We start from the raw sequence: 14188 nt of genomic DNA on the forward strand, positions 1-14188 counted from the left end.
GCCTCCTGGTTGGTGAAGCGGTTTCTAGACAGCTCCACTTCACAACCGGAGGCCTTCCCTGTCACACAGGCTCACCGATACAAATCAGGACAACGTCCCTGGACATCACAGTTAGTCGACGGCGCTCGCCAAGGCTTGCAACGTCTGCTCGGCGGTGTACTTGGGGCGCCAGCCGAGTTCCGTCCTGGCCTTCTCGGTGTCCATCACCGTGGATGCCCGACCCGCGTGCAGCCACTCCAGCGCAGACGGCACGAACGGCAACCGCGCGATCACCTCGGACGTGGCGACCGCCGCGACGTGCGGCACCTTGATCGGCCTTGCGCCGAGCGCGGCGCCGACGTCCGACATCGACAGCAGCCCGTCGCCGGCGATGTTGTAGGCCCCGGGCGCCGCTGTCGACGTCGTCGAGGCCAGGGCGATCGCAGCGGCGACGTCGTCGTGGTGCACCAGTTGCAGCGGTGTGCCCGGATCGGGAAACGGCGGCTTGAGCAGGGGCACGGCCCGGGTCAGCTGGCGGAAGACGCCCGGCAGCTGGTGCCACGGCATGGCCTCGGCCAGCGCGGGGGCCTTCGGGCCTGCCACGATGCACGGCCGCAGCACGTACACCTCGAGGGACGACCCGGCGGTCGTCTCGGCCAGGGCCTCCTCGCACGCCGCCTTCTGCTCGGAGTAGTAGTGCTCGGGCGTCCCGCGCGTGGGGACGTCCTCGGTGATGGGCACCGGATTGTCGGCGTGGTAGCCGTAGGCCGCTACCGACGAGGTGTACACCAGCCGGCGCGGTCGGGCGGCGGCCACCGTCGCCTCGAAGACGTTGCGGGTGCCCGCGAGGTTGATGCGGGCGCTCTCCTCGCGCGAACCCATGATGATGAACGCCAGGTGCACGACGACGTCGACGTCGGCAACGAGCCCGTCGACGGCATCGCGGTCGAGGATGTCGCCCTGCCGGTACACCGTCTTCGTCCAGCCACGCGCCTCCGGGTCGAACGGTCGCCGCGCCATTCCGACGATCTGCTCCACGTCGGGGTTGTCCTCCAGCGCCTCGATCGTGGAGATGCCGATCTCACCCGTTGGCCCGGTGACGGCGACGCGCAAAGCCATGACCTCGCTGTTCCCGATCCCGAAATGCCGAAACGTCGGCCGTGGTCAGGGCCTCGGCAGCGTTCCGCTGACGTAGACGATCTCGCCGAGCGGATCGTCGGCGTCGGGCAACTCGGGTAGCGGCACGTCATGGCGGGCGAACAGGTCCGGCCGCGGCACGCCGGTCATCTGCCAGCCAAGCGCCGTCAGGTAGTCCATGACGTTGTTGCGTTCCCCGTGGTAGATCAGCGACGGCATGTCCAGCTCGAGACCGTGCTCGCGCATGCTCGCGGTCGACTCGCGGGCCTTCTCGGCGTCGAACGTCTTGAGTCCGGGAACGTACTCGGTCGCGACGGTGCTGCCTGGCGCGCTGAGTCGATTGACGTTGTCGAACAACAGGTCCTGCGCCTCCGGCGGCAGGTAGATAAGCAACCCCTCGGCGCACCAGGCCGTTGGTGCGCTTTCGTCGAACCCCGCGGCGAGCAACGCTGCGGGCCAGTCCTCGCGCAGATCGATGGCCACCGTGCGCCGCTGCGCGGTCGGTTCCGCGCCGATGCCGGCCAGCGTGGTGGTCTTGAACTCGATGACCGCGGGTTGGTCGATCTCGTACACGACGGTGCCGTCCGGCCACGGCAGCCGGTAAGCGCGGGAATCGAGACCCGACGCCAGGATCACCGCCTGGCGGATTCCGTTCCCCGTCGACTCGACGAAGTAGTCGTCGAAGAACCGTGTCCGCAACGCCATCTCGTCGATCCGGGCCTGCATCACCGCAACCGACGACGGGTCGATCGTGGCGAGGTCGAGTTCGCCGTCGACCAGCTTGGTGAAGAACTCGATGCCGACCGCTCGCACCAGCGGCGCCGCGAAGGGGTCGTCGATCAGGCCTCGTTCGTCGCGGCTCGCCACTGCGCGGCCTGCGGCGACCAGTGTTGCGGTCGCCCCCACGCTCGACGCGAGATCCCAGCTGTCGCCCTCGGTACGTGCCATGCCTCGACGCTACTGATCTTGGTGCCGGTGGTCGAGGCTCGTCACTCCGGCCAGGCGTTGGCAAGGATCACGTCGACGAAGTCGGTACGGACGAACGACGGGTCGTAGTGCGCGAGGACGTCGGCGTTGACGGTCCCGAACGTGGAGTCGGGACGCTGCCGGACGCCTTCGGTGAAGGCGTGCAGGATCCGCCGCTTGAAGTCGGGGCGCGGGTGCGCCGCGGTGACGGCCTCGAGCACGTCGTCGGTGAGCGCGTCGCGTCCGATGCCGAGCACGTCGGTTTCGACGCCTGCGGTGACGAGCGCGGTCTCGGGGTCCAGGAACTCCGGGACCCCGGGAGTGGTGTGCAGTGCGATGCCCAGCCACACCTTGCGCGCGTCGGACTCGTCGACGCCGCGCTCGAGGAGGAAGTCGCGCGCGGCGTTGGCCCCGTCGACTTCGAAGCGCAGCGTCGAGGAGGTGCGGTACGGCTCGGTCAGCCCGATGTCGTGGAACATCGCGCCGACGTAGAGCAGTTCGAGGTTGGGGTCGAGTCCGAGGCGGCGGCCCTGCAGCGCCCCGAACAGGAACACCCGGCGGGAGTGATGGAACAGCAGGTCGTCTTCGGCCTTGCGGACGAACTCGGTAGTGGCGCGGACCAGCGGCGTGTCCGGGATCTCAATGCCGGCAACGGTGGTGGGAAGTGATGTGGTCATGGTTCGAGTCTGGGGCGGATTTGGGGATCCGTGCCGTGTCCGTTCTGCCGCCTTTCCCTCGATTTGCGACACAATGGCAGGGTGGCCGGACAGCGGGACGTGGTGATCGTCGTGTTCGACGGGGTCAAGCTGCTGGACGCGGTGGGGCCCGCGGAGGTGTTCGCCGAGGCCAACCGGTTCGGCGCGGACTACCGGCTGCGATTCGCCTCGCTGGACGGGGGCGACGTGACGACCTCGGTGGGCTCGAGCTTCGCCGCCACCGAGGCGCTGCCCGCGGTCGGGTCCGTCGACACGGTCCTGGTGGCCGGCGGCGACGGCCTCGTAGGCACGCCGATCGACCCGCGGCTGGTCGAGGGCATGCGTCTGGTCGCGCCACGCGCGCGCAGGCTGGCATCGATCTGCACCGGGGCGTTCATCCTGGCCCAGGCCGGGCTTTTGGACGGACGGCGCGCCACCACGCATTGGCGTCACACCCGCCTGCTGGCCAACGCGTTCCCCGCGGTCCGGGTCGAGCCCGACGCCATCTTCGTCGAGGACGGCGACGTGTTCACCTCGGCGGGGGTGTCGGCGGGCATGGACCTCGCCCTGGCGCTGGTGGAGATCGACCACGGCAGCCCGCTGGTCCGCGACGTGGCGCGCTCGCTCGTGGTCTACCTCAAGCGCGCGGGCGGGCAGTCGCAATTCTCGGTCCTCGTCGATTCGAACCCGGCGCCTCGGTCGGCATTGCGCGCGGTGACCGATGCGATCGCGGCCGACCCGGGCGCCGACCTCGGCGTCAAGGCATTGGCGTCGCACGCGGCGTTGAGCACGCGTCAGCTCACCCGGCTGTTCCACTCGGAACTGGGGACGACTCCTGCGAAGTACGTGGAGATGGTCCGCGTCGACATCGGCCGCGCAGCGCTCGATGCCGGCCACGGCGTCGCCGAGAGCGCACGTCGTGCCGGGTTCGGCAGCGCCGAGACGTTCCGCCGCGTGTTCGTGGCGAACCTCGGGGTATCACCCAAGGCGTATCGCGACAGGTTCCGCACGGCGAACGCCTGACGGGCTGCACGATCGACGCGCGATCGAGACGGTCCCGTGACACTCGCTGGTGACGAGCACTGCACGCCCGCGGCGGTCGATAACGATTGGGAACCAAAGCCATTCGACGCGAGGTGCGACGACGGGCATCGGCCGCGGCGATCACTACGGTTGCGTCCGTGCAGCGCCGAACAGCCCTCAAACTCCCGCTCCTGGTCGCCGCAGGCGCAGCGCTGTCGAAGCTCCCGAGCGCTCAGGCCGAAGGCGTCCGGTGGACGGCCGAGCGCGCCAACACCTGGTATCAGGCCCAAGGGTGGCTCGTCGGGCCGAACTACATTCCGGCGACCGCGATCAACCAGCTCGAGATGTTCGGCCCCGGCACGTACGACCCGCAGCGCATCGACGCCGAACTGCGCGTCGCCCAGCAGGTCGGGTTCAACACCGTCCGGGTCTTCCTGCACGACCTGCTGTGGGCTCAGGACCGCGCAGGCTTTCAACGCCGGCTCGCCCAGTTCGTCACGATCGCTGCCAGCAAGGGCATCAAGCCCATGTTCGTGTTCTTCGACTCGTGCTGGAACCCCCATCCCAAGCTCGGACGGCAGACCGCACCGTGGCCAGGGGTCCACAATTCGGGGTGGGTGCAGAGCCCCGGCGCCGACCGCATGGACGACCCGGTCTACGCAGCGACGCTGCGCGACTACGTCACCGGCGTCATGACCCAGTTCCGCAACGACCAGCGGGTGCTGGCGTGGGACCTGTGGAACGAGCCCGACAACCCGGCGAAGGTGTATCAGAAGTTCGAGCGGACCGACAAGGAGCGGGCCGTCGAAGCGCTACTGCCACAGGTCTTTCAGTGGGCCAGGGCGGTCGACCCCATCCAACCCTTGACCAGCGGCGTCTGGCAGGGCAGCTGGGATCCGAAGCAGCGCAGCACCATAGCTGGCATTCAGCTCGACAACTCCGACATCATCACCTTCCACAGCTATGCCGATCCCGCGGACTTCGAGAAGCGGATCGCCGAGTTGGCGCCGCTGGGTCGGCCCATCCTGTGCACCGAGTACATGGCTCGCGACGAGGGCAGCACCATCGAGGGCATCCTGCCCGTCGCCAAGAAGCACAACGTCGGTGCGTACAACTGGGGCTTCGTCGCGGGCAAGACGCAGACGTACCTGCCGTGGGATTCCTGGGACAAGCCGTACGAATCGGTGCCGAAGGTGTGGTTCCACGACCTGCTGCGGCCCGACGGCACGGCCTACCGCGACAGCGAGATCCAGACGATCCGCAAGCTGACCGGCAAGGTCTGACGACCAAGCCGCAGCGACCTAGGCCGGTGCCGACAGGTTGGCCCTGATGTTACGGGTCAAGTCGTCGCCGAGGATCTCCGGCTCACCGGCGAACAGGCCGTCGAGCGCCTGCCGTGCGACTGCGCCCGGATCGGTCTTCTGGTCGGCGGGGATGTAGCGGACCATGTCGGTGTCCATGTAACCCACGTGCAGTGCAGCGACGTGAATTCCCTTCGGCGCGAGTTCGGTTCGCATCGCGTCGGTCAGCGCCCACGCTGCCGCCTTGGCTGCCGAGTAGGCGCCGCTGGTCGGCGGATGCAGCCACGACAGCACGGACAGGACGTCGAGGATGGCCCCGCCGCCCGCGACGTCGGCGTTGCGCTCGATGACGGGCGCGAACGCCCGGATCATCTGCAGCGTGCCGAAGTAGTGCGTCTCCATCTCGAGCCGGATGTCGTCGAGGGATCCTTCGAGCAGATTGGCCCTGGTCGAGACGCCGGCGTTGTTCACCAGCACGTTGACGTCGCCGACTCGTTCGGCCGCGCGGTGGATCGACTCGAGGTCGGTGATGTCGAGCGCGATGGGTACGACACCGGGGATGTCGATGGTCTCGGGCCGGCGTGCGGCGGCGTAGACCTTCGCTCCCCGAGCAACGAGTTGCTCGGCGAAGCGCCGACCGAGTCCGCGGTTCGCTCCGGTGACCAGTGCGACGACGTTGTCCGTATTCATGGCCGTTCCTCCTTCGGTCCGCCCCGTGCGGACCCACTGGACGGAACGCACCCCTGTCCGGGCGCAGTCCCCGATCGACCGAAGATTCCGGCTAGCAGGTACCTCAGGTGATGCCCAGGACCGCCCGGTTGCCGAGCGGTGCGCGCAGTGGGAGTTCCAGCGTCCCGGTCAGACCGATCGCGATGCAGGCCCGTCCAACAGCGTCGGCGCGCATGCCGGTGCGCAGTTTCACCGCGACGATGTCAGTGGTCTCCTGGACGTCGGCAGCGGCGCCGTAGCACTCCGGCGTGCCGGTAGCGAAGTGCACGGCGATCGCGTCCTCGGCGGGCAATCGGCTCCACGACTCGATGGTCTGGGGGCGGGCGTCGACGATCGACGGGTCATCGGCGAACGGCGTGGTGCCCGTGGGCGCCGGGCGCTCCGGCAAAGTCGTGACGACGGGCGGCGGGGGAGGCTCGGCACCCGCGGTTCCCGCGCAGAGCAGCGGCGCCGCGGTGCAGGCGGCGATGGCGACGACCAGGGTCAGGCGGCGTCGCATGGCTAGCCACCCGCCCGCGCGGTCGTCGCGTCCGCGCGGGACTTCGTCAATCTGGCCGCCGCGTAGTCGGCCGCCTGATCGGTCAGCCCGGTGGCCACGTAGGCGCCGTGGGAACCGTTGTTGCCCCCGCCGCCCGGCGTGCAGACGGGGTCGCCGACGTTGCACAGATCGAGCGTCTTGCCCGCGTAGCGCGTTCCGACCGTGATGGGCGGGGCGCCGGTGTAGATCATCTGGAGGAAGCCACTCGACGGCTTGCCGAACAGTGCCACGGCGGCGACGTGGTCGGCGACCGACGGCGGCATCGGGCCGGTCAGGCCCGGGGGCAGTGGGTAACCGACGGGGATCTCGTCGGCGGTGATGTAGGCCGCCACTGCCGCACCCTGGGAGAAACCGCCGAGCACGATGTCGGTGTCCGGACACCTGGTCGACATGTCGCGCACGCGGTTGCTCGCGTCGATCACACCGTCGGCGGCCGTCGCGAAGTCAAGCGACGCAGGGTAGTTCACCGCGTAGACGTCCACCGAGCGGTCCACGGCCCGCGCGCGCAGGGCGTCGACGAACGCCTGGCCGGTGTTGCCGATGCCGGGAGCCTCGAACGTCCCGCGTGCGAACACGACCTCGACGTCGGGACAAGCGGCCGGGGGCGCCGGCGGCTCGGGTTCTGCTGATGCGGGTGCTGTAGTGAGGGAGGATCCTGCCATCATCAGCGTTGCGATGCAGGCTGGCCCTACGGCTGCCAACCACCGACCCATTCGCTTCATTCCATCCACCGATCTTCATCGTTGCGCCGGGGGCCGACACGATGCTCCCCGACGAGCGGCGTGTGTCTCCCCGGGTGATCTCGTACACAACCGAGGAGCAGTGACGAGAATACTGCGCTCAGCGGGTAGACGACGACCCTACGATTTCCCCCGAAGGGACCCGGATGCCTCAGACGCCCACGCAGCGAACTACTCTCGCCACCTGGCCGACGCCGATGGAACCGGCGCCGCGGCTCGCCGAGGCCATCGGCCTGCGCCCCGAGAACCTGTGGCTCAAGCGGGACGACCTCACCGGCCTGGCCGTCGGCGGCAACAAGATCCGCAAACTCGAGTGGACGGTCGGTGCGGCTGTCGCAGACGGCGCTGACACCCTCATCACCACGGGTGCGCCGCAGTCCAACCACGCCAGGCTGACCGCCGCGGCCGGCGCGCGTGTCGGCTTGGACGTGGTGCTGGTCTTCCCTGGGGCACGGTCGGCACCTGCAGGCAATCTGCTGCTCGACGACTTGCTCGGCGCCGACGTCGTCTGGGCCGGTGACCGATCCCTCGACGCCGTTGCCGCCGAGACGGCCGACAGCTGCCGTACCAGGGGCCGCCGACCGAGCATCATCCCGTTCGGCGGTTCCAATGCCGTTGGCGCGCATGGCTATCGGATCGCCGCCCAGGAGATCGTCGACGACCTACCCGATGTCGACCACGTGGTCTGCGCGTTGGGCTCCGGTGGAACGATGGCGGGTCTGGTCGCCGGACTCGGGGCGGACCGCGTGCTCGGGGTGCACACCGGCGCGGTCGACGACCCCCGCGCCCAGGTGGCCGGGCTGTTGGCCGACATGGGAGAGGCCATCGACCCCGCGGCGTTGCGGATCCGTTCCGATCAGGTCGGCGAGGGCTACGAGGTCCTCACTCCGGAGGCGGGGTGCGCGCTAGTCATGGCAGCACGCTCCGAGGCGCTCGTCCTCGACCCGACATACACCGCCCGTGCCCTTGCCGGACTCGTCGCCGCGGTGCGCGACGGCTCGATCGGTCCCGGTGCAGAGGTGGTATTCCTCGTCAGCGGTGGGCTTCCCAGCCTGTTCGCCCATCCCGGCGTCCCCGAAGTGGCCAACGGCGTCGACGGCTAACGGTTGTGCGGTCGTTCCTGCACCCAGTTGAAGCCACGCTCCACGAGCGGGAACGATGCCGGGTCCATGCGGGTGAACCACGCGTGAATTCGATGACCCGCGAAGTCCTCACCGTCGATGACGATCCGATCAGTACTCCCCGCATCGGGCCACCAGTAGGTCAATCTGATCTGCGTCGGCGTCTCCTCGTAGGAACCCACCTCGACCCGGTTGCCGAGGTCGATGAAGTGGGTTGCCGCGTCGATGGTTCCGCCGAAGACCTCGAATGACCCGTCCATGTGCTGCACCGTGACCATGACGGGATCGGACATCAGGAATGGGCGGTCGAATATGACTCGGTGCCAGCGTAATTCGTCGGTCAGCAGGGGATCGCGCCGGTAACCTCCGGCGGAGAAGCCGTAGACCTGCCAGATGCCGTAGAGGTTCGGCGTGGGCCGGGTGAACTGCTGCCAGCCCTGAACGCCGAACGCCGTCATCAACACCAAGCCGACGCACACCTGCGCCGCGAGCGCCGCGCGGTTGGCTCGCCGACTGTCGAACAACGGTTTGGGGGCGACCGCAGGCACCGCCCCGTCGGTGAACAACACCAGGAACAGTCGTCGCGCGTACGGAGCGAGCAGAAAGAGACTGAGCAGCAACAGCTGTGACGACACCGACTTCAGACGGATGTCGTAGGTCATGTTCAGGATGAACACCTGCGTGAGGTCGAATGCGCAGACCAGTGCTCCTGCCGCTGCGGTCCGGGGTAGCAGGAGCAGCAGGCCGCCGAGCACCTCCGCCGCACCGAGCATGATCTGGTACGGCTGCGAGATGCCGACCTGTGCCCACAGCACTCCGGTGGGGCTGAAGTTGCCGAACGGCTCCACGAGCCGGTTGAGCACGAATGGCATCTGCGTCGGGATCAGCTTCGCCATCCCGAAGTAGAACATCGCCGTGGAGAGCAACAGTCGCAGTACCGTCCACACCCACGTGTGCAGGCGGGGGTAACTCCGGCGACGGTCGAGCACGGACCAGACGAGTGTCGCCGCGGCGGATAGCAGGGCGAGGCAGTGGATTGCCGTCCATTGGTAGGCACTGTCGCTGCCGACCTGTGCGCCCTCGACGCGCAAGCCGAGCAGGTGGGTGCCGATCCACTCGATGGGTGGGCGAGCGGCGTCCAGCAGTCCACGCAGCACCGACCACGGTCCGTCGATGCCGACGCCCGTGAGGATCACGGGGACCAGGCCGAGGCCGAGCACCAGCCCGAAGGAGCCGAAGTAGCAGGTCCCGAACCGGAAGGCGATCAGCGTCGGGACGCTCCATGGTTGCCGCGACGCGGTCATGCGCCCATCGTCTGCGCTGCCCGGCCGATACACCAGCGGTTTCGACGAGAAACCGGGCCGGTTGCCTGGAGGCAGCCGACCCGGTTCTCGTTGGGGGTGGTTGCGTGCTCTACGCCGACGTCAACTGGTTGACCGCGAAGGCAGCCGCCTGGTCGGGCATGTCATTGGTCTTGTAGGCGCTGTGCGCGGAACGGTCCAGGCCGCCGGGGGAGCAGACCGGGTCGCCGGGCACGCAGAACTGCATGGTCTTGGCGGCGTACTGAGTGCCGATCGCGATCGGCGGCGCGCCGCGGTCGACGAGGCCGAGGAACCATGGGTCCGGCGTGCCGAAGAGCACGACCGCCGCGACGTGACTGGCGACCGCAGGCGGCATCGGACCGGAGATGCCTGCAGGCAGGTTGTAGTCGGCGGGCACGGTGTCGGCGGTGGTGTAGCCGGCCACGGCGGCACCCTGGCTGTAACCGCCGAGGATGATCTTCGTGCTGGGGCAGGTCTCCGCAATCGACTGAATCCTGTTGCTGGCGTCGACGATGCCGTCGGCGGCACGCTGGAAGTCCAGCGATGCCGGGTAATTCACCGCGTAGACGTCGACGCTCTTGCCGCCCAGCCGGTTGTTGAGCGAGTTGACGAAGGACTGGCCGACGTCACCCACACCGGCCTGCTCGAACGTGCCGCGGGCGAACACCACCTCGGCGTACGAACAGGCGGGGTCGGCTTCTGCGGCGGCGACTCCCGTGGCCTGCGGGCCCAGTAGCGCGGTGACGGAGAGGACCGTGGCGGCGAACCACCCGAACATCCGTGATCGGGACCTGGCGGGGGAGCCGGTGTTCTTCATGGTCGAACCTTTCCGAGAAGCTCTGTACGGGTGAGACAAGAGTCCCGTGGCAGCGGCTTCGGCACATCGGTGCTGGCACCGGGTCCCAGCGACCGCTGCCGGGCACTGTCGTGTACCTGCTAACCGGTAGAAGGTGATCTTCATTCCTCGTTGCGTGCGGCGGCGCGGCCGATCGTCATCCGCGACGCCATCCCGTCCCGCAGGGTCACCGTGTGCAAGATCACTGCACTGACGTGCGCGGCGATGACGACGACCAACGCATAGGCGAGCACCGAGTGCAGCTGCCTCAGGACGAAGTACGCGTCGGCGTCGAACGGCGCGATGCCGGGCAGCCGCAGACCCCCGAACACGACGACCGGTCTACCCGCCGCCGACACCATCGCCCAGCCGACGATGGGCTGGGCCAGCAGCAGCCCGTACATCGACACCTCGGAGCCGAGCATCATCCGATGTTCGAGCGTTCCGACCGTGTCCGGGAGCGGGGGCGTGCGGTGGGTGAAACGGTTGGCCACCCGCGCCACCGCGATCACCAGGATGGTGACGCCCAGCGTCATGTGGATCGCGACCAGCGTGGCGTACGACCCGATCGAATTGACCATCGTGAACCCGACCAGCAGTGCGCTGAACACCGCAATGGCAGTCAGCCAGTGCAGGATTCGCGTTCGGAGCGGATAGCGCACGCGGGTGCTCACGGCGCCACCCGATCGACCTGAACCGCAGACGGCGACTTCGGCTCACCGGTACGGGCCCGGTAGGACGCCGCGTACACCGACGAGCGTGCGCTGAGCAGTGGGTCGTCCGATGGCTCGATGCCGTCGGGGAGGACCAGTGGGTCGAAGTTCACGTCCCGGGCGTTGCGCGGCCCCTCGGTGACGGCGGTGGTCAGCGTCAGGGTCCCCGCGTCGACGGCCCGCCGGCCGGCAGGCCACGGCAAGGTCGCGTCGGTCACCTGATCGGATTCTTCGCCGATGGTCAGGCGCAGCTGATACCGCAAGGGCCCGGCGCGCATCTGCCTCACCAGCGCGTCGAACAACGCGTCGGCGCCCTCCGCCCTGGCGGGCATCGAACCCTGCTGCGGGACGAACGCCCACCGCACCGGAGTGCGGGTACCGGCGCCGTCGACGAGGTAGAACGCGTTGAGGCTGGAGAAGGTGCTGTCCGCGAAACCAGCGGTCGGCGGGTGCTTCTTGATCAGGGCCATGGCGGCAGCGGTCTCCGGATGCATCGAGAGGAAGCGTGCCATCGCCTCCGGGTCGGGGGACGTGGTGCCGGGAACCGGCTTGGATGCCAGCGTCCGCTCGTAGAAGCCCCGCGGTGAATTGTCTGGGAAGACGGGCAGATTCAGGGTGGCGGTCCGCCACTGGTCGCGACCCGGCAGGTCGAACGCCAACGCGAGGCCTCGAGCCGCCGAGGGGGTGTCGCTCACGTAGGGGTTGCCGCCGGTGAGGGAGAACCGCCCGATCACCGGGGTGCGCCGAGCGGAGAGCACTGCGGCCGTGGACATCTCGCTCGCGTTGCCGGTGCCGTCGAAGTATCCGGTCACCGCGACGCCCTTGGCGTGGTTACGGCGGAAGCCGGGGTGAGTGCCGAACACGGTGCGGAAGCCGTCGAGGAACGTCTCCCGGGTGAACGCGTCGTTTCTTGCCCACCCATTGGCGTAGGCGACGGCGCCGAGGTCGACGGCGAGGAAGGCGCCCACGGCGCCGATGCCTCGAAGGATCGACCGCCGGGTCAGTTGGGTACCGCGCCAGGACAGGCCATCGTCGGGCATGGATACGACTGTCGTCGCGGCGGAGGTCCGGGTCATTGGCGCTGGCGCCAGTTCACGCGGCCGCTAGCCCCACCCGGCACTACCGGCTAGCAGGTATCGACCTCAGCTCGAGGTGGGCAGCTTCTCCGACGGCAGCGACTCCTGGCTGGCTGCCCAGGATGCCAGCAGGGCGAGACCGTCGGCGGTGGGGCTACCCACCGGTGCGGTGTAGACGTTCAGGTGCAGGCCCGGATCGCCGGGCAACTCCATCGATTCGAAGTCGAGATCGAGTTGGCCGACGACTGGGTGGCGCAGACGCTTGCGCCCCGAGCGGTGCAGGTGCACGTCCTGGGACGCCCAGCGCTTCCGGAACAATTCGCTGCGCGTTGACATCTCGCCGATCAGGGCGATGAGTTCCTCGTCGTGGGGGTTGCGTCCGGCCTCGAGTCGGAGCATTGCGGCTGCGTCGCGGGTGACCTTGTCGTAGTCGACGAAGAACTCCTCGGCTGCGGCCGGGTTCAGGTAGACGAACCGCGAGGTGTTGGCCGGACGGCGCGGGTCGGCGAGCACGGGGGAGTAGAGCGCGCGCGCCAGTTGGTTCATCGCCAGGACGTCGTGGCGGCCGTTGCGAATCCAGGCGGGCCCGTGGGTCATGGCGTCGAGTACCTGCTGCAGGGCCGGCCGCACGGTCGCCGACGTCCTGCGTCGTCGCCGCGCCGGTTGCGGACCCGATTCTCTGGCGAGGTGGAAGAGGTGATCGCGCTCGGCCTCGTCGAGTTGCAGCGCGGCGGCGAGACCGTCGAGCACCCCATCGGACGCTCCGGCCAGGCTGCCCCGTTCCATCCGCACGTAGTAGTCCACCGACACTCCGGCGAGCATCGCGACCTCCTCGCGGCGCAGACCCGTGACCCGGCGATTGCCCCCGTAGGCGGGTAGGCCGGCCTGTTCGGGGGTGATGCGGGCGCGTCGCGAACTGAGGAAGTCGCGGATCTCGTTGCGCAGATCCATCGTGGCCACCCGTCCACGGTAGGCACACCGGTTCCTGGATGGGAGGTACTGCTGGTACCCCGCTGATCAGGCACTCCCAGGTGGTCGGCACGCGGCCTACCGTCGGGGCCATGAGCGTTCCCACCTTCACCCTGAACAACGGCGTCGAGATTCCTGCCCTGGGCTTCGGCGTCTACCAGGCCGCGCCCGAGGAGACGATCGCCGCCGTCGAGGCTGCGCTGCAGACCGGCTACCGGCACGTCGACACCGCCGCTGCCTACGGCAACGAGCGCGAGGTCGGCGAGGCGATCCGCAGGTCCGGATTGGCCCGAGACGAGGTCTTCATCGAGACGAAGGTGTGGATCACCGACTTCGGCTACGACGCCACGCTGCACGCGTTCGACAAGGCGGTGGGCAAGCTCGGCGTCGACCGACTGGACCTGCTGATCCTGCACCAGGCGCTGCCCAGTGATTTCGAGTCCACCGTCGGCGCCTACAAGGCGCTGGAGACGCTGTACGCCGATGGCAAGGTGCGCGCAATCGGCGTCTCGAACTTCATGCCGCCCCACCTCGATCGGCTGCTGGCCGAGACCGACGTGGTGCCCGCGATCAACCAGATCGAGGTGCACCCCTACTTCCGCCAGTCCGACCTCCTCGCATACGACGACGCGCACGGCATCCTCAACCAGGCGTGGGCACCGATCGGCGGCATCACGTTCTACCGGGAGGGCCCGCACACCTCGACGCTCGAGAACCCGGTCATCGGCGACATCGCAGCAGCGCACTCGAAGACGCCCGCACAGGTGATGTTGCGCTGGCACCTCCAGCAGGGCCGCCAGGTGATCCCGAAGTCGGTGACGCCGTCCCGCATCGCCGAGAACTTCGACGTCCTCGACTTCGACCTCACGGCCGAGCAACTGGCCGCAATCGACGCGCTCGACACCGGCGTGCGTGGCGGGCCGGAGCCCGAGGACATCACGCGCGAGACCTACGGCATCGACATCCCGGAGGCATGAGAAGAGCACATACGGGCACTGGGTCGGGGAGTGAGCGTCTCAGCCATCGGCATGTCGATGATCGGGC

General features: G+C 68.6%; 15 protein-coding genes. 4 read left to right on the plus strand and 11 right to left on the minus strand.

What is annotated here, in order from left to right; translation table 11 throughout:
* Positions 1–111 precede the first annotated feature (111 nt).
* From G6N61_RS20195 to G6N61_RS20205, 3 genes are read right to left on the minus strand one after another with little or no spacing between them, the layout of a single operon-like run.
* The gene (locus G6N61_RS20195; protein WP_163920307.1) at positions 112–1098 is read right to left on the minus strand and encodes an NAD-dependent epimerase/dehydratase family protein; all 987 of its coding nucleotides are present in this window, start codon (positions 1096–1098) and stop codon (positions 112–114) included.
* Between the two features lie 45 nt (positions 1099–1143).
* Positions 1144–2064 (minus strand): class I SAM-dependent methyltransferase, encoded by a 921-nt coding sequence (locus tag G6N61_RS20200; protein ID WP_163920309.1) that lies wholly within the window; start codon positions 2062–2064, stop codon positions 1144–1146.
* A gap of 41 nt (positions 2065–2105) precedes the next feature.
* Positions 2106–2759 carry an HD domain-containing protein gene (locus G6N61_RS20205; RefSeq protein WP_163920311.1) on the minus strand — a complete coding sequence of 218 codons (654 nt, stop codon included), beginning with the start codon at positions 2757–2759 and terminating at the stop codon, positions 2106–2108.
* 81 nt (positions 2760–2840) lie between these two features.
* Here G6N61_RS20205 and G6N61_RS20210 point away from each other — a divergent pair, with 81 nt between their 5' ends.
* The gene (locus G6N61_RS20210) at positions 2841–3800 is read left to right on the plus strand and encodes a GlxA family transcriptional regulator (protein ID WP_163920313.1); all 960 of its coding nucleotides are present in this window, start codon (positions 2841–2843) and stop codon (positions 3798–3800) included.
* A gap of 158 nt (positions 3801–3958) precedes the next feature.
* The gene (locus tag G6N61_RS20215; protein WP_163920315.1) at positions 3959–5083 is read left to right on the plus strand and encodes a cellulase family glycosylhydrolase; all 1125 of its coding nucleotides are present in this window, start codon (positions 3959–3961) and stop codon (positions 5081–5083) included.
* Between the two features lie 18 nt (positions 5084–5101).
* Here G6N61_RS20215 and G6N61_RS20220 read toward each other — a convergent pair whose 3' ends face one another.
* The 3 genes from G6N61_RS20220 to G6N61_RS20230 form a co-directional block, all read right to left on the minus strand.
* Positions 5102–5791 (minus strand): SDR family oxidoreductase, encoded by a 690-nt coding sequence (locus G6N61_RS20220; RefSeq protein ID WP_163920318.1) that lies wholly within the window; start codon positions 5789–5791, stop codon positions 5102–5104.
* A 103-nt stretch (positions 5792–5894) separates the two neighbouring features.
* Entirely contained in the window at positions 5895–6329 is a 435-nt protein-coding gene (locus G6N61_RS20225; protein WP_163920320.1) for a hypothetical protein, read from the minus strand.
* A gap of 2 nt (positions 6330–6331) precedes the next feature.
* On the minus strand, positions 6332–7090 hold the full coding sequence (locus G6N61_RS20230; protein WP_163920322.1) for a cutinase family protein: 759 nt from the start codon (positions 7088–7090) through the stop codon (positions 6332–6334).
* A gap of 164 nt (positions 7091–7254) precedes the next feature.
* On the opposite strand from G6N61_RS20230, the gene G6N61_RS20235 reads away from it, so the two are divergent.
* Positions 7255–8211 (plus strand): pyridoxal-phosphate dependent enzyme, encoded by a 957-nt coding sequence (locus G6N61_RS20235; RefSeq protein WP_163920324.1) that lies wholly within the window; start codon positions 7255–7257, stop codon positions 8209–8211.
* Here G6N61_RS20235 and G6N61_RS20240 read toward each other — a convergent pair.
* The 5 genes from G6N61_RS20240 to G6N61_RS20260 form a co-directional block, all read right to left on the minus strand.
* A complete protein-coding gene (locus G6N61_RS20240) occupies positions 8208–9533 on the minus strand; it encodes a DoxX family protein (protein WP_163920326.1) in 1326 nt (441 codons plus the stop codon). The two genes, G6N61_RS20235 and G6N61_RS20240, sit on opposite strands and share 4 nt — an antisense overlap.
* Positions 9534–9642: 109 nt before the next feature.
* Positions 9643–10368, minus strand: coding sequence for a cutinase family protein (locus tag G6N61_RS20245; protein WP_163920328.1), 726 nt, complete (start codon positions 10366–10368; stop codon positions 9643–9645).
* 140 nt (positions 10369–10508) lie between these two features.
* The gene (locus G6N61_RS20250) at positions 10509–11060 is read right to left on the minus strand and encodes a cytochrome b (protein WP_235887208.1); all 552 of its coding nucleotides are present in this window, start codon (positions 11058–11060) and stop codon (positions 10509–10511) included.
* A complete protein-coding gene (locus G6N61_RS20255) occupies positions 11057–12139 on the minus strand; it encodes a catalase family peroxidase (protein WP_163920331.1) in 1083 nt (360 codons plus the stop codon). Before G6N61_RS20255 ends, G6N61_RS20250 begins: the two co-directional genes overlap by 4 nt.
* Positions 12140–12241: 102 nt before the next feature.
* Positions 12242–13135, minus strand: coding sequence for a helix-turn-helix transcriptional regulator (locus G6N61_RS20260; RefSeq protein ID WP_163920333.1), 894 nt, complete (start codon positions 13133–13135; stop codon positions 12242–12244).
* 101 nt (positions 13136–13236) lie between these two features.
* On the opposite strand from G6N61_RS20260, the gene G6N61_RS20265 reads away from it, so the two are divergent.
* Positions 13237–14121: an aldo/keto reductase gene (locus G6N61_RS20265; RefSeq protein WP_163920335.1), complete on the plus strand. Its 885-nt coding sequence runs from the start codon at positions 13237–13239 to the stop codon at positions 14119–14121.
* The last annotated feature ends 67 nt before the right edge of the window (positions 14122–14188 follow it).

The sequence above is a fragment of the Mycolicibacterium arabiense genome, from assembly GCF_010731815.2.
Lineage (GTDB): Bacteria > Actinomycetota > Actinomycetes > Mycobacteriales > Mycobacteriaceae > Mycobacterium > Mycobacterium arabiense.

Bases quoted from the DNA above. Each gene is read 5' to 3' on its own strand.
- G6N61_RS20235 (WP_163920324.1), top strand. From the start codon at position 7,255: ATGCCTCAGACGCCCACGCAGCGAACTACTCTCGCCACCTGGCCGACG.
- G6N61_RS20245 (WP_163920328.1), bottom strand. From the start codon at position 10,368: ATGAAGAACACCGGCTCCCCCGCCAGGTCCCGATCACGGATGTTCGGG.
- G6N61_RS20225 (WP_163920320.1), bottom strand. From the start codon at position 6,329: ATGCGACGCCGCCTGACCCTGGTCGTCGCCATCGCCGCCTGCACCGCG.
- G6N61_RS20195 (WP_163920307.1), bottom strand. From the start codon at position 1,098: ATGGCTTTGCGCGTCGCCGTCACCGGGCCAACGGGTGAGATCGGCATC.
- G6N61_RS20205 (WP_163920311.1), bottom strand. From the start codon at position 2,759: ATGACCACATCACTTCCCACCACCGTTGCCGGCATTGAGATCCCGGAC.
- G6N61_RS20265 (WP_163920335.1), top strand. From the start codon at position 13,237: ATGAGCGTTCCCACCTTCACCCTGAACAACGGCGTCGAGATTCCTGCC.
- G6N61_RS20255 (WP_163920331.1), bottom strand. From the start codon at position 12,139: ATGCCCGACGATGGCCTGTCCTGGCGCGGTACCCAACTGACCCGGCGG.
- G6N61_RS20220 (WP_163920318.1), bottom strand. From the start codon at position 5,791: ATGAATACGGACAACGTCGTCGCACTGGTCACCGGAGCGAACCGCGGA.
- G6N61_RS20240 (WP_163920326.1), bottom strand. From the start codon at position 9,533: ATGACCGCGTCGCGGCAACCATGGAGCGTCCCGACGCTGATCGCCTTC.
- G6N61_RS20200 (WP_163920309.1), bottom strand. From the start codon at position 2,064: ATGGCACGTACCGAGGGCGACAGCTGGGATCTCGCGTCGAGCGTGGGG.
- G6N61_RS20230 (WP_163920322.1), bottom strand. From the start codon at position 7,090: ATGAAGCGAATGGGTCGGTGGTTGGCAGCCGTAGGGCCAGCCTGCATC.